Annotated in this window: 17 protein-coding genes, 1 tRNA gene, 1 other RNA gene and 1 pseudogene; 8 read left to right on the forward strand and 12 right to left on the reverse strand. The window is 71.7% G+C overall.

The genetic code is table 11. The annotated features are described in order from the left end of the window. From nuoE to AB5G72_RS02020, 7 genes are all read right to left on the reverse strand, one after another. Nucleotides 1-828 carry an NADH-quinone oxidoreductase subunit NuoE gene (gene nuoE, locus AB5G72_RS01990; RefSeq protein ID WP_440220826.1) on the reverse strand — a complete coding sequence of 276 codons (828 nt, stop codon included), beginning with the start codon at nucleotides 826-828 and terminating at the stop codon, nucleotides 1-3. Next, nucleotides 825-2,168, reverse strand: coding sequence for an NADH dehydrogenase (quinone) subunit D (gene nuoD / locus AB5G72_RS01995; RefSeq protein WP_440220827.1), 1,344 nt, complete (start codon nucleotides 2,166-2,168; stop codon nucleotides 825-827). The genes nuoE and nuoD overlap by 4 nt, the downstream gene beginning before the upstream one ends. Continuing rightward, nucleotides 2,165-2,917: an NADH-quinone oxidoreductase subunit C gene (locus AB5G72_RS02000; RefSeq protein ID WP_440220828.1), complete on the reverse strand. Its 753-nt coding sequence runs from the start codon at nucleotides 2,915-2,917 to the stop codon at nucleotides 2,165-2,167. Before AB5G72_RS02000 ends, nuoD begins: the two co-directional genes overlap by 4 nt. Next, complete coding sequence (locus AB5G72_RS02005; protein WP_067714633.1) at nucleotides 2,914-3,468, reverse strand: NuoB/complex I 20 kDa subunit family protein; 555 nt, start codon at nucleotides 3,466-3,468, stop codon at nucleotides 2,914-2,916. The genes AB5G72_RS02000 and AB5G72_RS02005 overlap by 4 nt, the downstream gene beginning before the upstream one ends. A gap of 27 nt (nucleotides 3,469-3,495) precedes the next feature. Next, entirely contained in the window at nucleotides 3,496-3,855 is a 360-nt protein-coding gene (locus AB5G72_RS02010) for an NADH-quinone oxidoreductase subunit A (RefSeq protein ID WP_067714630.1), read from the reverse strand. A gap of 250 nt (nucleotides 3,856-4,105) precedes the next feature. Continuing rightward, nucleotides 4,106-4,525 (reverse strand): Rv3143 family two-component system response regulator, encoded by a 420-nt coding sequence (locus tag AB5G72_RS02015; RefSeq protein ID WP_067714627.1) that lies wholly within the window; start codon nucleotides 4,523-4,525, stop codon nucleotides 4,106-4,108. A 212-nt stretch (nucleotides 4,526-4,737) separates the two neighbouring features. After that, a tRNA-Ser gene (locus tag AB5G72_RS02020) sits at nucleotides 4,738-4,825 on the reverse strand. 118 nt (nucleotides 4,826-4,943) lie between these two features. Here AB5G72_RS02020 and ffs point away from each other — a divergent pair. The 5 genes and pseudogenes from ffs to recR all read left to right on the forward strand — a co-directional run. Then, nucleotides 4,944-5,038: signal recognition particle sRNA small type (gene ffs, locus AB5G72_RS02025), an RNA gene on the forward strand. Between the two features lie 59 nt (nucleotides 5,039-5,097). Beyond that, on the forward strand, nucleotides 5,098-6,372 hold the full coding sequence (locus tag AB5G72_RS02030; RefSeq protein ID WP_440220829.1) for an aminotransferase class I/II-fold pyridoxal phosphate-dependent enzyme: 1,275 nt from the start codon (nucleotides 5,098-5,100) through the stop codon (nucleotides 6,370-6,372). Between the two features lie 526 nt (nucleotides 6,373-6,898). Next, a complete protein-coding gene (locus tag AB5G72_RS02035; RefSeq protein WP_440220830.1) occupies nucleotides 6,899-9,754 on the forward strand; it encodes a DNA polymerase III subunit gamma and tau in 2,856 nt (951 codons plus the stop codon). 148 nt (nucleotides 9,755-9,902) lie between these two features. After that, nucleotides 9,903-10,238 (forward strand): YbaB/EbfC family nucleoid-associated protein, encoded by a 336-nt coding sequence (locus AB5G72_RS02040; RefSeq protein ID WP_067714618.1) that lies wholly within the window; start codon nucleotides 9,903-9,905, stop codon nucleotides 10,236-10,238. A 112-nt stretch (nucleotides 10,239-10,350) separates the two neighbouring features. Beyond that, nucleotides 10,351-10,956 (forward strand): annotated as a pseudogene (gene recR / locus AB5G72_RS02045) (recombination mediator RecR); the annotation flags it as partial. A gap of 189 nt (nucleotides 10,957-11,145) precedes the next feature. On the opposite strand, the gene AB5G72_RS02050 reads toward recR, so the two are convergent. The 4 genes from AB5G72_RS02050 to AB5G72_RS02065 form a co-directional block, all read right to left on the reverse strand. Next, entirely contained in the window at nucleotides 11,146-12,075 is a 930-nt protein-coding gene (locus AB5G72_RS02050; RefSeq protein ID WP_440220831.1) for an amidohydrolase family protein, read from the reverse strand. 273 nt (nucleotides 12,076-12,348) lie between these two features. Then, nucleotides 12,349-13,182, reverse strand: a complete 834-nt coding sequence (locus AB5G72_RS02055) for a type 1 glutamine amidotransferase (RefSeq protein WP_440220832.1) — start codon at nucleotides 13,180-13,182, stop codon at nucleotides 12,349-12,351. Next, nucleotides 13,179-14,486 carry a MurT ligase domain-containing protein gene (locus AB5G72_RS02060; protein ID WP_440220833.1) on the reverse strand — a complete coding sequence of 436 codons (1,308 nt, stop codon included), beginning with the start codon at nucleotides 14,484-14,486 and terminating at the stop codon, nucleotides 13,179-13,181. The genes AB5G72_RS02055 and AB5G72_RS02060 overlap by 4 nt, the downstream gene beginning before the upstream one ends. Nucleotides 14,487-14,530: 44 nt before the next feature. After that, nucleotides 14,531-14,653 carry a hypothetical protein gene (locus AB5G72_RS02065; RefSeq protein ID WP_396444330.1) on the reverse strand — a complete coding sequence of 41 codons (123 nt, stop codon included), beginning with the start codon at nucleotides 14,651-14,653 and terminating at the stop codon, nucleotides 14,531-14,533. Between AB5G72_RS02065 and AB5G72_RS02070 the strand changes: the two genes are divergently transcribed. The 3 genes from AB5G72_RS02070 (at nucleotide 14,652) to AB5G72_RS02080 (ending at nucleotide 17,537) form a co-directional block, all read left to right on the forward strand. Next, nucleotides 14,652-15,593: an exonuclease domain-containing protein gene (locus AB5G72_RS02070; protein ID WP_132063747.1), complete on the forward strand. Its 942-nt coding sequence runs from the start codon at nucleotides 14,652-14,654 to the stop codon at nucleotides 15,591-15,593. The two genes, AB5G72_RS02065 and AB5G72_RS02070, sit on opposite strands and share 2 nt — an antisense overlap. Nucleotides 15,594-15,736: 143 nt before the next feature. Continuing rightward, entirely contained in the window at nucleotides 15,737-17,098 is a 1,362-nt protein-coding gene (locus tag AB5G72_RS02075; protein ID WP_440220834.1) for an aspartate aminotransferase family protein, read from the forward strand. A gap of 7 nt (nucleotides 17,099-17,105) precedes the next feature. Further along, on the forward strand, nucleotides 17,106-17,537 hold the full coding sequence (locus tag AB5G72_RS02080) for a phage holin family protein (protein WP_069389444.1): 432 nt from the start codon (nucleotides 17,106-17,108) through the stop codon (nucleotides 17,535-17,537). 228 nt (nucleotides 17,538-17,765) lie between these two features. Here the strand turns inward: AB5G72_RS02080 and AB5G72_RS02085 are convergent, their stop codons facing one another. Beyond that, nucleotides 17,766-18,866 (reverse strand): peptidoglycan recognition protein family protein, encoded by a 1,101-nt coding sequence (locus AB5G72_RS02085; RefSeq protein WP_440220835.1) that lies wholly within the window; start codon nucleotides 18,864-18,866, stop codon nucleotides 17,766-17,768. Nucleotides 18,867-19,216 lie beyond the last annotated feature (350 nt).

A 19,216-nucleotide genomic window follows, 5' to 3' on the forward strand; every position in this document is an offset into this window, starting at 1 on the left:
TCAGGCCTCCTCGTCCGGTGTGGTGGACGTCGATTCGGTGGCCGGCTCGGTGGAGGGCAGCTCAGTGGACTCGTCCGGCCCCGCGGGGGCGCGCATGTCGTGCTCGCGGGCGATCCGCAGGCCCACCAGAGTCGCGTCGCCGGGGGCGCCGTTGTTCGCGCCGGGGCGGGTGTCGGGGAAGCCGGCGAGGAGGCGGGAGGTCTCGCGGAACGTGCACAACGGAGCGCCCCGGGTCGGGGTCACCGTCCGGCCAGCCTGCAGGTCGTCCACGACCTGCCGGGCGGAGGCGGGGGTCTGGTCGTCGAAGAACTCCCAGTTGACCATCATCACCGGGGCGTAGTCGCAGGCCGCGTTGCACTCGATGCGCTCGAGTGTCACCCGGCCGTCGTCGGTGGTGCCGGGCCCGTCGAGCCCCAGGTGGTCACGCAGGTCGGCGTAGATCTCGTCGCCGCCCATCACCGCGCACAGGGTGTTGGTGCACACCCCGACCAGGAAGTCGCCCGTGGGCGTGCGCCGGTACATCGAGTAGAACGTGGCGACGGCCATGACCTCGGCGGAGGTGAGTCCGACGGCGAGGGCACAGAACTCGATGCCGGCGGGCGTGAGGTGCCCGTCCTCGGCCTGGACGAGGTGGAGGAGTGGCAGCAACGCCGACCGGGCCTGCGGATAGCGGGCGATGATCACCTCGGCGTCGGCCCGCAGTCTCGCCAGGACGTCGTCGGGGTAGCGCCGGCGGGCGTCGGGCCGGACGATCGCCCCCGGCTCGTCGGGCTGCTGCCCGAACTGCAGGAAAACCGGTTCGCGACTCGTCGACTCCGTGCTGCTCATCGGTCCACCCCTCCCATCACGGGGTCGATGCTGGCGACCGCGGCGATGACGTCGGAAAGCATCCCGCCCTCGCACATCGCTGCCACGGCCTGCAGGTTGGTGAACGAGGGGTCGCGGTAGTGCACCCGGTACGGGCGGGTCCCGCCGTCGGAGACCATGTGCACCCCCAGCTCGCCGCGGGGGGACTCCACCGGCACGTACACCTGACCCGGCGGGACCGGAAAGCCCTCGGTGACCAGCTTGAAGTGGTGGATCAGCGCCTCCATGGAGCTGTCCATGATCTTGCGGATGTGCTCGGAGGAGTTGCCGAGCCCGTCTGGTCCCACCTTGAGCTGGGCGGGCCAGGCGATCTTGGGGTCGTCGACCATCACGGGTCCCGGTTCGAGCCGGTCCAGGCACTGCTCGACGATCTTCAGTGACTCCTTCATCTCCTCGACACGGATGACGAACCGGTCGTAGCAGTCGCTCGCCGAGCCGGTGATGACGTCGAACTCGTAGTCCTCGTATCCGCAGTACGGGTCGGACCGGCGCACGTCGTGGGGCAGTCCTGTGGCCCGCAGGACCGGGCCGGTCACGCCGAGGGCCATGCACCCGGTGAGATCGAGGTAGCCGACGTCCTGCAGCCGCATCTTCCAGATGGGGTTCTCGCGCAGCAGGAGTTCCATCTCGCGGATCCGCCCGGGCATCACCTCGAGCAGTTCGCGCACCTTGGGCACCGCGTCGTCGGGCAGGTCCTGGACCACGCCGCCGGGCCGGACGTAGGCGTGGTTCATCCGCAGGCCAGAGATGACCTCGAAGATGTCCAACACCAGCTCGCGCTCGCGGAACCCGAAGAGCATCGGGGTGCTCGCCCCCAATTCCAGGGCACCGGTCGCCAGGGCCACCATGTGCGAGGAGATGCGGTTGAGCTCCATGAGCATCACCCGGATGACCGACGCCCTCGGCGGGATCCGGTCGGAGATCCCGAGTAGCTTCTCCACGCCCAGGCAGAAGGCGACCTCGTTGGAGAACGGCGCCAGGTAGTCCATGCGGGTGACGAAGGTGACGCCCTGGGTCCAGTAGCGGTATTCCAGGTTCTTCTCGATGCCGGTGTGCAGGTAACCGATCCCGCACTGGGCCTTGGTGACGGTCTCGCCCTCGATCTCCAGGATCAGCCGCAGCACCCCGTGCGTGGACGGGTGCTGCGGGCCCATGTTCACCACGATGCGGTCGTCGTCGGCGTTGCGCGCCGCCTCACTGATCGCGTCCCAGTCCTGCCCGGAGGCGGTGAGGATCGTGTCGGAGTCCGCGGCGCGGTCGGCACGGGCCGAGCGCCTCGCGCGGGTGCGATCGGCGGTCATGAGTACGCCCTCCGCTGATCCGGCGGCGGGATGGTCGCGCCCTTGTACTGGACCGGGATCCCGCCCAGCGGGTAGTCCTTGCGCTGCGGATGGCCCTCCCAGTCGTCCGGCATCTCGATCCGCGTCAGCGACGGATGGCCGTCGAAGATGACGCCGAAGAAGTCGTACGTCTCCCGCTCGTGCCAGTCCGTCGTGGGATACACGCGGGTCAGCGTGGGGATGTGCGGATCCGCGTCCGGGGCCGACGTCTCGAGCATGACGCGACGGTTGTGGGTGATGGACTGCAGCGGATACACCACGTGCAGCTCCCGGTCCGTGGCGTCGGGGTAGTGCACCCCGCTGGCGCCCAACGACATCTCGAAGCGCAGGTCCGGGGCGTCCCTGAGGGTCAGGGCCACCGCCGGTAGGTGCTGCCGCTCCACGTGCAGGGTGAGCTGCCCGCAATGGACCACGACCCTCTCGACGGCCTCCTGAAAACTCGGCCCACCCCGCTGGTGCAGGGCCGCGGTGAGCGCGCGGATGACCTCGTCGTCGTCGTCCTCATAGGGCGGTGGGGTACCGCCGGGCATCTCCTTGGGGCGCACGAGGCCCCCGAACCCGGTGGTGTCCCCGGAGCCGCGGACGCCGAACATGCCGTGGCGCACGCCGACGGTGTCCGGGCCAGGGCTGTCCGTGCGGTCGGGTGCGTTCGGTGCGTCGGGGGCCCGGTCGCGGTCCGCGGCGCCGGAGTCCGGGCGACTATCGGTCATCGGAACATCCCCTCGACGGGGATGAGCGGACGCTGGTCGAGCGCGGCCTGCTCCGCGGCACGGATCGCCTCGGCCCGGTTCGCGCCCAGCGGCATGTTCTGGATCTTGTCGTGCAGCGTGATGATCGCGTGCATGAGCATCTCCGGCCGCGGCGGACATCCGGGCAGGTAGATGTCGACGGGCACGATGTGGTCGACGCCCTGCACGATCGCGTAGTTGTTGAACATCCCGCCCGACGACGCGCACACGCCCATCGACAGGACCCACTTGGGCTCGGCCATCTGGTCGTACACCTGCCGCAGGACCGGCGCCATCTTCTGCGAGACCCGCCCCGCGACGATCATGAGATCGGCCTGTCGGGGGGACGCGCGGAAGACCTCCGTGCCGAATCGGGCCAGGTCGTAGCGGCCGCCGCTCGTGGACATCATCTCGATCGCGCAGCACGCCAGACCGAACGTCGCCGGCCACAGCGAGCCCTTGCGCATGTAGCCCGCCAGCTGCTCGACCGTGGTCAGCAGGAAGCCGGCCGGCACCTTCTCCTCGAGTCCCATCTCGGCGCTCCTCTCCGACTCTCCGGGTCAGTCCCAGCTCAGTCCGCCGCGGCGCCACTCGTAGGCGTAGGCGACGGAGACGTTGAACACGAACAGGGCCATCGCGGCCAGCCCGAACACGCCGAGTTGGTCGAAGTGGACGGCCCACGGATAGAGGAAGAGGATCTCGATGCCGAAGATGATGAACAGCATCGCGGTGAGGTAGTACTTCACCGGGAAGCGGCCGCCGCCCGCCGGCTGCGGCGTGGGCTGGATGCCGCACTCGTAGGCCTCGAGCTTGGCGCGGTTGAACCGACTGGGCCCCGCGAAGGAGGACACGCCCGAGGAGAAGACGGCGAAGGCGACGGCCAGGGCCCCGAGTACCAGGATGGGCACGTATTCGTTCACGTCGGCGTCACTCCTCGCGCTTGTGATGAGAAGCCGCCTGTGGGCGGGCCTCTACTGCAACCGCAGGGGGTTCGAGCGACCGGCGCTGATGGGGTCCGGTCGTCCGTCTCCCCGGCGGGCCGTTCACTGTGCGGCCCACTACTGTGACTCTACTCACACTGTGTTGGCGAAAGTCGGGGGTTCGGACAGACGGCGTGTCGGCCGGGTTCTCCGGGCGCGGGGGACAGTGCGCGCGGCCGCGAGGCCGGTGTCAGGCGGGGGCGAGGAGCCCGTTGACCGCGTCGCGCAGGCGCAGCGGGTCGATCGGGTGGGGGACCGACGCGTCCGCGCGGGACCAGTCGGCGAGCCAGCGGTCGTCCGCCCGGCCGATGAGAACGAGCACCGGCGGGCAGCGGTCGAGCTCGTCCCGCAGCTGCTTGGCCAGGCCGAGTCCGCCGGTGGGCGTCGCCTCGCCGTCGAGGATCGCCAGGTCGACCCCGCCGGCGTCGAGGTGCTCGAGGGCGACCGGGGCCGTGGCGACCTCGAGGTACGTCAGCCGGGGCAGGTCCGGGTGCGGGCGGGTGCCGAGGGCGGACATCACGCGGCTGCGGGTGGCTGCGTCGTGGCTGTAGACGAGCACCCGCAGGGCGACGTCGTCGTCAACGGTCCGGCCGCCCGTGGTCTCGGTCACGATCGCGAGCCTACCGAGCGTGGGTGGTCGCGGGTGGCGGGTTGCGCTGCGGAGTCGGCTTGCGCTGCCGGAATGGACCCTAGAGGGCGCGCACCTGGGCGTTCGGTGTGCAAAGGGGGCGCGCAAGCCGGAGAGGGGCGGGGCGGCAGGGTCAACCGGGGCCGAAATGAGCGACGCGGCCCGGGCTCGAGAGCTCCGGGCCGCGTCTGCGGCGGAGGATAGGGGATTTGAACCCCTGAGGGGCTATAAACCCCAACCCGCGTTCCAGGCGAGCGCCATAGGCCACTAGGCGAATCCTCCGTGGAGGAGAATACCCAGGACGCGCAAGCAGAGGCAAACCGCGGGGCCGAGCGGCCTCGGATCGCGGCCCGGGAGGCGGGTGGGGTGCGGCGCGGGAGGCGGGGCGGTTAGACTCGTCCGTGGACCCCGCGCGGCGTCCATCCTGTGAACTCCCCCAGGGCCGGAAGGCAGCAAGGGTCAGCGGGCTCTGGCGGGTGCGCGGGGTCCCCTTATGTCTTGGGACATGTCTTAGGGCACCAACACCGAAGTTGTCGATCCCGCCGGAGGCCACAGTGGCACTGTCCGATCTCCCCGCCGACGAACTCGCCCGACTCGAGTCGCAACTGGCCGCCGAGTACGACGCGCTGGCCGACAAGGGCCTGGCCCTCGACCTCACCCGCGGAAAGCCCTCGCCCGAACAGCTGGACCTGTCCGAGCGGCTGCTGTCGCTGCCGGGGGAGGGTGACCACACGGCGGGTAAGACGGACGTCCGCAACTACGGCGGCGGCGCGGGCCTGCCGGAACTGCGGTCGATCATCGCCGAGTTGCTCGGGGTCGAGACCGACCGCGTGATCGCCCAGGACAACGCGAGCCTGTCGATCATGTACGACCTGCTGACGTTCTCCATGCTCTTCGGCACGCCCGACTCCCAGCGTGCGTGGAAGGACGAGCCGGTCCTGCGCTGGCTGTGCCCCGTGCCCGGTTACGACCGCCACTTCAACATCACCGAGGCGCTGGGGATCGAGATGATCCCGGTGCCGCTGGGGCCGACCGGTCCGGATATGGACGAGGTCGAGCGTCTCGTGTCGAACGACCCGTCCATCAAGGGCATGTGGTGCGTCCCGATCTTCGCCAACCCGACCGGCGCGGTGTACGACGACCACACCGTGTCCCGGCTCGCGCGCATGGCGACCGCCGCCCCGGACTTCCGGATCGTCTGGGACAACGCCTACGTCGTCCACACGCTCACCGAGGATTTCCCCAAGGTCCCGGACGTGGACACGCTGGCCGCCGAGGCGGGTCACCCCAACCGCTTCTGGCAAGTGTGCTCGACTTCCAAGATCACCTTCGCCGGCGCGGGTGTGTCGTTCTTCTCCGCCTCGCGGGCCAATCTCGACTGGTACCTCGGCCACACCTCCGTGCGCTCCATCGGGCCGAACAAGGTCAACCAGCTCGCGCACGCCCGCTTTTTCGGCGATGCCGACGGGGTGCGCGACCACATGCTCCGCCACCGCGAGGTCATCGCGCCGAAGTTCGAGGCCGCCGCCGCGGCCCTGGCCCACCGGCTCGGCGAGTACGACGTGGCCGGCTGGACCTGTCCCGAGGGCGGGTACTTCATCGACCTCGAGGTGGTCGACGGCACCGCCACCGAGACCGTCCGCCTGGCCAAGGAGGCCGGGGTGGCCCTCACGCCGGCCGGGTCCGCGTACCCCTACGGCAAGGATCCCGACGACCGTCACATCCGTCTGGCGCCCACGCTCCCGCCGCTGGCCGAGGTCGAGACCGCCATGGATGTCGTGGGCCTGTGCGCTCTTCTCGCGGCCTGCCGGGGGGCGCTCGCCGACTGAGCGATCGCTCGGCTCGGGCGGCGTGTAACAACTGCGTCATCTGCGTTAACGGCGGCCATTAACGGGCCGCGCTCCCGATCTCGCCTCTTCGTCCCCGGGAATCGTCAGGTGACCAGCACGTCTGCCCGTCCGTGATCTCCGCCACATTCCCAAAGTGTGAATGTGTAAGTCCGTAGCTTAGGTAACCCTTCCACCTGCATGAATGTAAATCGCCGGGCCTGTTGAGCAAGTGTCAATGCAAGTGCGGTCTTGTCCGGGCCGGGCCCGTCTGGTTGTATCGGAGTTGTCCGAGCTAGAGGGATGCGGACACCGGAGACAGCTGAGGGGCTGTGAGGGGCCGGTGTCCGATATCGGTTCGGGAACCGTGCTGCGGGGGTCTGAGGGGGCCCGATCCGCGCGCGAGGGACGTCGGGAGGGGCTGCGTATGACGCGGCCCCTCCGGTCATTTCGGTCCATCCCGGATCACGCGTGATCGTCGTCGGAAGCGGAAGTCCTCGTCGTCGTACCCCCTGGGTACCCTCTAGGCGTGGCTCTCTATCGGAAGTACCGCCCCGCCTCCTTCGCCGAGGTCGTGGGCCAGGAGCACGTCACCGAACCGCTCTCGGTGGCGTTGTCCTCCGGTCGTATCAACCACGCCTACCTCTTCTCCGGCCCGCGCGGCTGCGGCAAGACCTCGTCCGCCCGCATCCTCGCCCGCTCGCTCAACTGCGTGCAGGGGCCCACCGCCGACCCGTGCGGCGAATGCGATTCGTGCGTGGCGCTGGCGCCCGGTGGCCACGGGACCCTCGACGTCACCGAGCTCGACGCGGCCAGCCACGGCGGCGTCGATGACACGCGTGACCTGCGCGAGCGGGCGTTCTTCGCGCCGGCGTCCTCGCGGTACCGGGTGCTCATCATCGACGAGGCCCACATGGTCACCAACGCGGGCTTCAACGCGCTGCTGAAGATCGTGGAGGAGCCGCCGGAGCACCTCATCTTCATCTTCGCCACCACCGAGCCGGAGAAGGTGTTGCCCACCATCCGCTCGCGCACACACCACTACCCCTTCCGGCTGCTCACGCCCACGTCGATGCGCGGGCTGCTCGAGCGGATCTGCGAGCAGGAGGGTGTGCAGGTCGAGCCGACCGTGTTCCCGCTGGTCATCCGGTCCGGTGGGGGATCGCCGCGCGACACGCTCAGCGTCCTGGACCAGCTGATGGCCGGCGCCGGTGACGAGGGCATCACCTACCCGCGCGCGGTGAGCCTGCTGGGGGCGACCGAGGTCGCGCTCATCGACGACACGGTGGATTCGCTGGCCGCCAGCGACGGGGCCACGCTGTTCCGGACCGTCGACAAGGTGGTCGAGGCCGGGCACGACCCGCGTCGGTTCGCCGCCGATCTGCTGCAGCGGCTGCGCGACCTCATCATGGTGCAATCCGTGCCGCAGGCGATCGAGCGTGGGCTCGTCGACGCGCCGGTCGAGCAGGCCGAGACCATGCGGCGTCAGGCCGAGAACATCGGGCCCGCCACCCTCGCACGCTGCGCCGACATGGTGCACGAGGGGATGGGGTCGATGCGCGGGGCCACCTCGCCCCGGCTGTTGTTGGAGATCCTCTGCGCCAAGCTGCTCCTGCCCTCGGCGGACGACTCCATGATCGCGCTGCTGCAGCGTGTCGAGTCGCTCGAGTCGGGCGCCGTGCGGCCGGCCGCCGCGGCGGGTGCCGTCGGTGGCGGTGGATCCGCGCCGGGAGGGGCGCCTCGGGGCGACGACGACGAGTCCCGCCCCGACTCCGCCGGCGGGCCGGGGCCGCAGGCTGCCGGCCAGGCCGAGGGGCGGCCCAAGTTCGTGCGCCGGTCGCAGCAGCAGGCCGCGCCCGCTGCCGAGCAGCCGACGCCGCAGACTCCCGCGCCGGCGGGCCAGGGTGCGACCCCGGCTGCGGCCCCGGCTCCGGCGGCAGCTGCGCCTTCAACTCCGCCTCCGCCTCCGACTCCGACGCCGGCACCGACTTCGGCACCGACTCCGCCGCCGGCATCGACTCCGACGCCGCCTCCGACGCCAGCGCCGACACACGCCGCCGCCGAGTCCGCGCCGAGTCGAACCGCTGCGCCGACTGAGCCCTCAGCGCCGGCTGGAACCGAAGCGCCGACTGGGCCCGCAGCGCCGACTGGGACCACAGCGCCGAACCAGCCCGCCGTGGCAGACGACCCCGCCGCCCCGGCCGTGCCCGCCGGGTCCGTCGCGGAGCAGATTGCGACGAACCGGACTCCCGGGTCGGAGTCCTCGCAGCACGCTCAGTCGCGGCAGTCGGCGCAGTCCCCGCAAGCGGCCCAGCCGCCGACCTCCGAGCAGCAGCCCGTGGGTGACGTCCTGCCCGGGCCGGCATCCGAGCCTGCCGCTCGTCCCGACGCCGCGAACGCTGCACCGGCAGCACCCGCCGCAGGTCCCGATGCGGGTACCGAGGCGCCAACTGCCCGAGCGGGCGCTCCGGATCCTGCGCGGGCAACCGCGGCCGGCGCCGACTCGACTCCTGCCGCCGCGTCGGCCCCACCCGCACCCGCACCCGCACCCGCGCCGGCGCAGACCGACGATCCGTGGCGCGAACAGCCCGCGACCGCGACCGAGCCGTCCACACCCGAGCCGTCCGCGCCCGTGCCGCCAGCATCGGTTCCGGAGCAGGCGTCGTCCGGGCCGGACCCGGAGCCGCAGCCCGAGGCGGCGTCCGCGCCCGCGGCTGCCGCGCCCGGGATCGAGGCCGAGGACATCCGCCGGGCCTGGCCCGCCATCCGCGACGCCGTCCGCACCCGCACCCGCACGGTGGAGGTCATGCTCGCCGGCGCGACGGTCGCCGGGGTGGACGGCCGGGTGATCCATCTGGTGCACGACTACGCGCCGCTGGCCAAGCGTCTCTCGCAGCCACACAACGCCACCGCGATCACCGACTCGATCACCGAGGTCGTGGGCGGCGACTGGACCATCCGCTGCACGTCGGGCTCCGCGTCCGCGGCAGCCGGGGACGCCGCGGCAGCCGGGGACGCCGCGGCTCCCGCCGATGCGTCTCCTCCAGCACCCGGACGGGGATCCGCCGCGGGCCCTACTGACGCCCCCGGCGCGCCCCAGCAGGGCGAGCCGCGGGGCTGGGAGCGTCGCCTGCGCGGTGCGGACGCGGGGCAGGGCCAGGGCGGCGGTCGCTCGGGCGGCGGGTACGACGACATCCCGCCGCCGCCCGAGGAGCCGGAGCCGGAACCGGGCGAGCCCAACAGCCCGCCCCCGCAGCCGGTCAGCGAGGAGGAGATGGTGGACGAGGCCCGCAGTGGCCCCCAGAACCTCGACCACCGGACCGGTGAGGACATCGCGTTGGCCCTGCTCAAGGAGCACCTCGGGGCCCGCCCGCTCGAGCGCTGACCCACCCGGACCGCCGCGCGCCGGGGCACGGTGTCCTACCGGACGGTTACGCTGGGAACCGACCGACCGGGGCCGCCCCGGCAGGTTCAGGCCTGAACACCAGCCATGAACTCAGCACTGCCCCGCACACCGCCGAAAGGACCCCGCCATGCAGCCCGGACCCGACATGAACGCCCTGCTCCAGCAGGCACAGCAGATGCAGGCCCAGCTCGCCGAGGCGCAGCAGGAGATCGCCGCGAGCACCGTCGACGGTCAGGCGGGCGGCGGACTCGTCACCGTCTCCATGCGTGGCACCGGTGAGGTCACCGGCGTCACGATCGACCCGAAGGTCGTCGACCCCGAGGACATCGAGACGCTGCAGGACCTCCTCGTCGGCGCGTTCGGCGACGCCCACACCAAGGTGCAGGAGCTCGCCGAGTCCCGTCTCGGCCCGCTGGCCTCCGGTGGCGGCCTCGGCGACATGATGGGCGGACTGGGAATGTGAGCCCGCGGGGCCCGGCACGTTCCGGGCCCCGCCACCGGGTTCCGACCCGTAATCGGACCCGCCACCCGGCGACGCAGCCGTCGTCGGGACAGCAAGAGCACAGGAAAGCGCGATGTACGAGGGACCGGTCCAGAACCTGATCGACGAGTTCGGCAAGCTGCCGGGCATCGGTCCGAAGTCTGCGCAACGCCTGGCCTTCCACCTGCTGCAGGCCGAGCCCGACTCCGTCGAACGCCTCCGCTCCGCGCTGCAGGCCGTGGTCGAGGGCGTCACCTACTGCGAGGTCTGCGGGACCGTCGCGGCGGCCGAGCGTTGCCGTATCTGCTCGGACCCGCGCCGCGACCCCACGCTCATCTGCGTGGTCGAGGAACCCAAGGACATCGAGGCCATCGAGCGCACCCGGGAGTTCCGCGGGCTCTACCACGTGCTCGGCGGGGCGCTCGACCCCATCAACGGCATCGGACCCAACGAGCTGCGCATCGCCGGCCTGATGCGGCGGGTCGGCGGGGAGGCCGAGGGCGAGGAGATCGCCGAGATCATCATCGCGACCGATCCCAACACCACCGGCGAGGCCACCAGCACCTACCTGGCCCGCCTGCTGCGGCCGTTCCCCGACCTCGTGGTGAGCCGCCTGGCGTCCGGGCTGCCGATGGGCGCCGACCTGGAATTCGCCGACGAGCTCACCCTCGGCAGCGCGCTGTCGGGGCGCCGCATCCTCTCGGGCGGGCCCGCCCAGGCCCCGCGATCGGGCGGCGTGCTGCGCCCCGAGCAGATCGACCCCGCGCAGCCCGCCGTACCCGCGCCGAACTCGGCGCCCGCCCAGGACACCCCGCCTGCCCCGGACGCGTGGGCCCCGGCCCCGGCTGACCCCGCACCGAGCCCGGAGATCGGCTACCCGGGCGCGGAGTCAGAGCCCGAACAGCCTCGCGGCGTTTCCGTGCCACACCGCCCGTAGCCAGTCGTCGCCCATCCCGAGCCCGGCCAGGGCCTCGAGCTGGTGCGCGTACGGGTACGGGATGTTCGGGAAGTCCGTCCCCAACAGAACCTTGTGGCCCAGATCGGCCAGGCGACCGCGCTCGTCCTCTGGAAACGGCATGGTCTCCTCGACGAAGTCCGTGAACGCCATCGTGGTGTCGAGGTAAACGTTCTCGAACCGCTCGGCCAGGTCGAGAAACTCCGAGTACTCGCCCATGCCCATGTGGGCGACGACCAGCGGCAGCTCCGGGAACCGCTCGAGCACCGCAGCCACCGGCTCGGGTCCGGTGAACTTGCCCGCCACGGGCCCGGACCCGCAGTGGATGACGGTCGGCACCTGCGCCTCGGACAACACACCCCACACCGGCTCCAACAGCGGGTCACGGGGGTCGTACTCGCCCACCTGGATGTGCGACTTGAACACCCGTGCCCCGGCGTCGACGGCATCCCGGACGTAGTCGCTCGCCGCCGGTTCGGGGTAGAAGGTCGCCGTGTGCAGGCAGTCCGGGTGCCGGGAGGCGAACTCCGCGGCCCACGCGTTGAGCCAGGCGCCCATCTCGGGCTTGTGCGGGTACAGCATGGACGAGAACGCCAGTACCCCGTACGAGCGCAGCCGCTCGACCCGCTCGTCCTCGGCCTCCCGGTACGTGATAGGCCAGGGGCGCCCGATCTTGGGGCCGGCGGCGTCGAAGTAGTTCCACACCTTGTCCATGACCCGCGTCGGCATGAAATGGGTGTGGACGTCGATGATCCCCGGCAGCCCCAGCGGCTCCCACAACGCGCGGACCTGCGCTGCCTCGACGGCGGGATCGGGCGGGGACACGGTCCCGGTGAGGGTGGCGGCGCCGTGGTGTTCACACATGTCACCGAGGGTATGTCAGAGGCGCCGACCCGCCGGTCGTTCGGGCGTCCACGACCATCGCCACCCCCCGACGCTGACGATTCAGCGTCTCAGATGAGCCACCGCCGCCGATGCCCACGAATCGACCTATCGTTTCGCGATCCACCGAGGGGCCTCGCGCGCTGGATCGCAGACGGGTCGGTGGATCGCGAACTGGTCGGTAGATCTTGGACCGGCGCGTCGGGGCCGGCGCGTCGGGGGCCAGCGAGCGGCCCGGCGGATCGGAGGGGCGGCTCAGCGCCGGGCGGCGGCGATCCGTTCGCGGCGCAGCTGCTCGACCGCGGGGACCTCGACCGGCGGCAGCGAGTCCACACCCAGCGCGCGGCACAGCAGGAGGTCGGCCAGCTCGGGATTGCGGGCCAGCGCCGGCCCGTGCATGTAGGTGGCGATGATCGACCCCTGCACCACGCCCTCGACCAGCCCGCCGGCGGGGACCTGCTGGCCGGCCGGGACGCCGTTGCCGACCCCGGAGGTCACGCGGCCCAGCGGGGCGGCGTCCGGGCCCAGGACGGTGGCGCCCATGTGGTTCTCGAAGCCCGTCAGCGGCTGCGTCAGGCCCGCGACCTGCGGCGTCACCACCAACTCGCCGATCGAGCGGGAGGCCTGCGGCGTCGTGGTGACGTCCAGCAGGCCGAGGCCGGGCGCACGGGATCCGTCGGAGACCACGAACCACTCGCCGAACACCTGCATCCCGGCACAGATCGCCAGGACCGGCGCGCCGCGCTCCACCGCCCGCTGCAGCCCCGGCGACGCGGACAGGTGCCGGGACGCGAGCTTCTGCGCCGCGTCCTCGCCGCCGCCCACGGTGTAGAGGTCGCACGAGTCGGGGACCTCGTCCTCCAGGGTGATGCGCACGATCTCGGCGTCGTATCCGCGCCACCTCAGGCGCTGGCGCAGGACCAAAGAGTTGCCGTCGTCGCCGTAGGTACCCATGACGTCCGGCAGGACCAGGCCGATCCGCACGGTCGACTCGGTGGGCCGGGCCGAGTCCGCGGCGACGGTGTCCAGCGGTGAGGCCGAGGCGCCGGCGTCGCGGCCCCCGGCGTTGCGCGGGTCCTGTGTAGTCATGACTGGGTCCCTCCCGTCTGAGCCTTTCCCGTCGCGGCGATCGCCCGCCCCAGATCGCGGAACGCGGTGTAATTGGCCAGCACCTCCACGCGCCCGGGTGGGCAGCGGCGGATCGCGGTCAGCGGGTCCGGCTCCAGCTGGTGCTCGACCCCGGCGTAACTCAGCCGTACCGACAGGTCGGCGGCGCGCTCACCCGCGGCGTACACGGGCACGCCCTCGAAGCTCTCGAAGCGCACGTCCCACAACCACGACAGGTCCACGCCGTCGGCGACCTGCCCGTTGACCGCGATAACCAGGCCGTCGGCGGAGGTGTCGATCATGCCGAGCGCCTCCTGCCAGCCGGCCGGGTTCTTGGCCAGCAGCAGGTGGGCGGCCCGCCCGTCCACGTCGACGGTCGAGTAGCGCCCGGCCACGTCGTCGACCTGCTCCACCGCCCGGACGGCGGCGGCGGGGTCGGCGCCCATCGCCACGGCGGCGGCGACGGCCTGCGCGGCGTTGCCCCGGTTGGCCCGCCCCGGGATGGCCAGACTCATGGGGGCGCTGAACCCGTCGGGCCCGTGGATCGCCTCGTCGTCGACCCACCAGTCCGGTTCGGGCCGCTCGAACGTCCGGCCGTCGGGCAGCGTGCCCTCGGACCGCCACCGCACGGCCCCGGTGGAGTCCACTGTCCGCGAGATGGGTTCGCCGGTGCGCGGGCAGCTCACCGAGTCGCCCGCCCACGCGGACCCGGCGGCCACCCAGACCACGGACGGGTTGTCGTACGCCACGGAGGTGATCATCACGTCGTCGCAGTTCGCCACCACCGTCGCCTGCGGCTGCGCGGCCACCCCGGCCCGCAGCCGGCGCTCGATGGCGTTGATCTCCCCGACCCGGTCCAGCTGGTCGCGGCTGAGATTGAGCAGCACGATCGCCTCGGGCGCCGTGTTTTCCGCGACCGCGGGGGTGTGGAGCTCGTCGACCTCGATGGCGGCCAAACCGGCCACCCGGTCGGCCCCGAGGGCGGACACGATCCCGGCGTCCATGTTGTCGCCGTTCGCGTTCGAGGCGACCCGGCCCACCGTCGACAGGGCGGAGGCGACCATCCTCGTCGTCGTCGACTTGCCGTTGGTCCCCGTGACCAGCACGGTCCGCCGGCCCGCCGCGAGCTGGCGCATGAGGCCCGGATCGAGCTTGAGCGCCACCAGGCCGCCGATCATCCCGCCCGACCCGCGCCCCGACACCCGGGACGCCCAGGTCGCCAGCCGGGAGACGGCCACGGCCACCCGGCCGCGGGGGGTGAGTGCGGTGATCGCGGGGGAACTCATGCCGCAGAGTCTAGGCAGCGCGGCGTCCGGGCAGCGCGGCCGCCTCAGAACCGCACCGCACCGCCCAGTGCGTGGCGGCCGCTCGCGGTGTCCATCGCGGTGTGAACGCCGTGACCTGCGACGGTGACGGCCGGGATGTCGGAGGGGTCTGGGACGATGGTGGGCATGGCAGGTTGGGTGGTGGTGGACGTCGAGACGTCGGGGATGACGCCGGCGGTCGACCGTGTGTTGTCGGTGGCCGCGGTGGTGATCGACGACGACGGCGAGGTGGTCGAGGAGTTCACGACCCTGCTCAATCCGGGCGTCGACCCGGGGCCGGTCCACGTGCACGGCCTCACCCCGGCACTCCTCGCGGGCAAACCACGCTTCCCGGACGTGGCCGCCGAGTTGGACCGGGTGCTCGACGGGAGGACGGTCGTCGCCCACAACGCCGCCTTCGACGCGTCGTTCCTCGCGGCCGAGGCCCGCCGGGCAGGACTCCCGGCGCCGCTCGAGCGGTTCCTGTGCACGCTGGACTTCGCCGGTCGGCTGCACCTGTCCACCGCCGACCTCAAACTCTCGACGCTCGCCGCGCACTTCGGGGTGGAGCAGCGGGCCGCGCACGACGCCCACGATGACGCCCTCGTGTTGGCCGGGGTGTTCGCCGGACTGCTCGAGGTGGCCCGGGGCAAGGACGTGCAGCCGAAGCTGCGCGAGCTCGACGCGATGGTGGCGCATCCCGAGACCGGCTACCTGGTGTCCACGGTGTGGGCGGAGGCCCTCGCCGCCCCCAGGCTGTGGCGGCCGGCCGGGCGGCTGAAGCGCGGCGGCGGGCTGGTGCAGGGCATGGAGGTGGTCTTCACCCAGGACGTGGACCGCGATCCGGAGGAGATCGCCGGCCTCGTCGTCGACTCCGGTCTCTACGTCGCCGACCGCATCTCGTCCCGCACGTCCCTCGCAGTGTGCGATGCACCGGGTGCCGTGCGGGGTCGGACCGCGTTCGCCCGCAAGAAGGGGCTCGAGCTGGTGCCGTACGCGCGGTTCGAGGAGATGCTCGCCGCCGTCGCCCCCGGGCGGCCCGTCGCCGGGGCCCAGGCCGTGGACAGTGCGCAGGGGGCGCTCTTCTGACCCCGCGCTCCGTGCTGCTCGGCGCCCGCGTTCCGCGCCTCCAGACCCCCGCGTTCCGCATCGTGGGGCGCTGGCCCGAGGCGGCGCGGCGGAACTGACATGATGGGCGACGGCCACCGTCGTCGACCACAGGAGTACCGCAAGTGCCCGCACCCCAGAACGCCGCCGCCCGTGAGGTCTACGAGAAGGAACGCGCCCACGTCCTGACCCCGTGGTCGGCCTGGGGTTCGAGCGACCCGATGGTCGTCACCGCGGCCGAGGGCTGCCACCTCACCGACGGGGACGGCAACCGGCTGCTCGACTTCACCTCGCAGCTGGTCAACACCAACATCGGCCATCAGCACCCGGTGGTCGTCAAGGCCATCCAGGACCAGGCCGCCGAGCTGTGCACCATCAACCCGGCGCACGCCAACGCCGCCCGCGCCGAGGCCGCCCGCCTCGTCGCCGAGGTCGCGCCCGCCGGGATGAACCGCGTGTTCTTCACCAACGCCGGCACCGAGGCCGTCGAGCACGCCGTCCGCATGGCCCGCCGCCACACCGGCCGCCACAAGACCCTGTCGGCGTTCCGCAGCTACCACGGCGCCACCACCACCTCGATGAACCTCACCGGTGACACCCGCCGCTGGGCCAACGACATGGGCAACACCGGCGCCGTGCACTTCCACGCCCCGTTCCTGTACCGCTCGCAGTTCTACGCCGAGAACGACAAGCAGGAATGCGACCGGGCGCTCGAGCACCTCGACTCGCTCATCGGCCTCGAGGGCCCCGACCACTTCGCCGCCCTCATCATCGAGTCGGTGCCCGGCACGGTCGGCATCATGGTGCCGCCCGCCGACTACCTGCGCGGTGTGCGCGAGATCTGCGACAAGTACGGGATCGTCATGATCTGCGACGAGGTCATGTCCGGCTTCGGCCGCACCGGCGAGTGGCTCGCCCTGGACCACTTCCGCTCCGGCGACGACGACTGGGCGCCCGATCTCGTCACCTTCGCCAAGGGCTCGAACTCGGGTTACGTCCCGCTCGGCGGCGTCATCCTGCACGACCGCATCGCCGCCTCCTTCGAGACCACGCCCTACACCGGCGGGTTGACCTACGCCGGGCACCCGCTGGCCTGCGCCTCCGTGGTCGCGACGATCAACCTCATGCGCGACGAGAAGATCGTCGAGAACGCGAAGATGATCGGCGAGGACGTCATCGGCCCGCGCCTGCGCGAGCTCGCCGAAAAGCACCCGTCGATCGGCGAGGTCCGCGGCCTCGGCGTGTTCTGGGCGGTGGAGATGGTGGCCGACCGCGAGACGCGCGAGCCCCTCGCCCCTTACGGTGGATCATCGGAGGCCATGGCCCGCACGTTCGGTAAGGCAAAGTCCGACGGCCTGCTGTTGTTCATGAACTACAACCGATTCCACGTGGTGCCGCCGTGCATCATCACCCCGGACGAGGCCAACGAGGGCCTCGACATCTTCGACCGCGCACTCGACGTGGCCGACGAGTACGTGAGGAGCTGACCATTCGATGGCGCTGATATTGCGGCTGATCGTCAACGCCGTCGCCCTGTGGGTGGCGACGCTGATCGTGCCGGGCATCACGCTGCACGAGATCTCCGGGGCCGCAGCCTCTGGCGCCGGCGACATCGAGAACGAGGTGAACGTCCCCACCATCACGGCGCTGCTCGTCGTCGCGGTGGTGTTCACGCTGGTCAACGCGGTGATCAAACCGATCGTTCAGTTGCTGTCGCTGCCGCTGACGATCCTCACCCTGGGCCTGTTCCTGCTGGTGGTCAACGCGCTGATGCTCATGCTCACCGGCTGGATCACCACGACGTTCCAGCCCTTCGGGGCCGAGTACGTGGTCAGCGGGTTCTGGGCGGCGTTCTTCGGCGCGATCGTGATCGGCCTGGTCAACTGGGTGCTCGGCATGCTGGTCCCCAGCCGCGCCCGCGACTGAGCGGCGGCGGCCCGGCCCGGCCCGGCCCAGCGCCGGCCGCCCGGGCGGGCACCCGCCGGGCCGGCACCCGCCCGCGACCGAGCGGCGGCGGCTGAGCGGCGCCCGGGCGGGCACCCGCCCGCCGAGCAGAGGAATTCGCGCACCCGCTACTCGGGCGATGCAGTAGAAATCCTCTGCTCGGCGGCGACGGCTACGCCGCGAGGGGCGGGCGGCCCCGCCCCGTTCAGGTCAGGAGCCGAACACCGCCGAGGAGACGGCGGTCGGGGCCCAACCCCGCGCTGCCTGGTCGCGGATGAACTGCATCTGCGGGTAGAACGAGTTGCCCGGGCAGGCGGTCCCGCCCCAGTCGCGGTGGCCCGACACGGCCATCATCGGTCGCGTGGCCCCACCCTGCGGGTTGCGGTAGTTGATCCCCGCACGCGGGTTGATGCCGGTGGCGTTGCACAGGGCCCGGACGCAGTCGATCGCCGCGCCCACCGCGCGTGAGGTTGGCGGTGCACCGGTGAAGTCACCGAGCAGGCTGATGCCGATGTTGCCGTTGTTGAAGCCCCCCACGTGGCCACCGGTGACGATCGGGGGTGCGATCCCGGCGACCGGCGGGAACTGGAAGACGGGGTTTCCGACGGGCGTTCCGCCGCGGCCCTGGTAGATCCGGCCCTCGGGGTCGATGAGCAGGTGGTACCCGACGTCGCCCCAGCCCAGGGTGTTGGCGTGATAGTTGTAGATCGCCCGCACACTGGCCGCACGGTCCGGCCCGACCGGGGAGGCGGTGTGGTGGATCGTGATGGACTGCGCGGGGAAGTAGGAGGGCGCCCAGCGGAAGCCCGCGACATCGCCCGCACCCCATGCCGCGCGCGGGATGACCGGTAGGCCCGCCAGGCCGACGCTGCCGAGGCTGTAGTTGCGGGGGGTGCCGCGGCCGTCGTCGAACACGGTCGCCTCCGCGCCCGCGGGCGCATCGACCTCGTACCCCACGGCACCATCGGGCGCGGAGACGAGCTCGGAGGCGGGCGTGCTACCGGCGTCCGGGGCGGAGTCCATGCCCTCGAGCGGGAGCCAGTCGCCGACCGAGCCGTCGGGGAAGGCGAAGCGGATCCGGCCGACGATCTCCTCGGCACTGGGGAACGTCACACCGACGTAGCCGAGAGGGCCGTTGGGCTGGATCATCCCGCTGCCGGTCGAGACCGACTGCATGAGGTCCTGGGCCACGCCGAGCGAGCCGGTGGTGAAGGGATTGGCCCCGGCGACGGGACCTCGGACGGTGGAGGCGACGGCGGCGCCCACGCCGACGGATGCGGCTGTGAGAAATCCACGGCGTGTCACGGACATACGGACTCCAGACTGAGGTTTGCGAAGGGCCGACCCATACCTATCGGCGCGGCCCGCCGCTACATTACGCGCTTGACGTGACCGAATCGAGACCCTCGTTACCGGAGGGATACCCGAGGGTGATGTGACTGATGTGGCGGCGTCCGCCCGGACGATGAGACCAAACGGCTTGTGCCGCCCCACGATTCGGGCGGCCACGACGCGCGACGAGAAGACCGTTCCGCACACAGTCTCTCGGGCGATGTGCGCGGAACGGTCTTGTCAATGTCCGTGGGGCGAGCTCACCCCGGGCGGCGGGCTCACCCGCGCGGCGAGCCCACCCCGCCCGCGCGGCGGGCCCACCCGGCGCG

The organism is Dietzia sp. MNB45, assembly GCF_051994785.1.
GTDB classification, from domain to species: domain Bacteria; phylum Actinomycetota; class Actinomycetes; order Mycobacteriales; family Mycobacteriaceae; genus Dietzia; species Dietzia kunjamensis.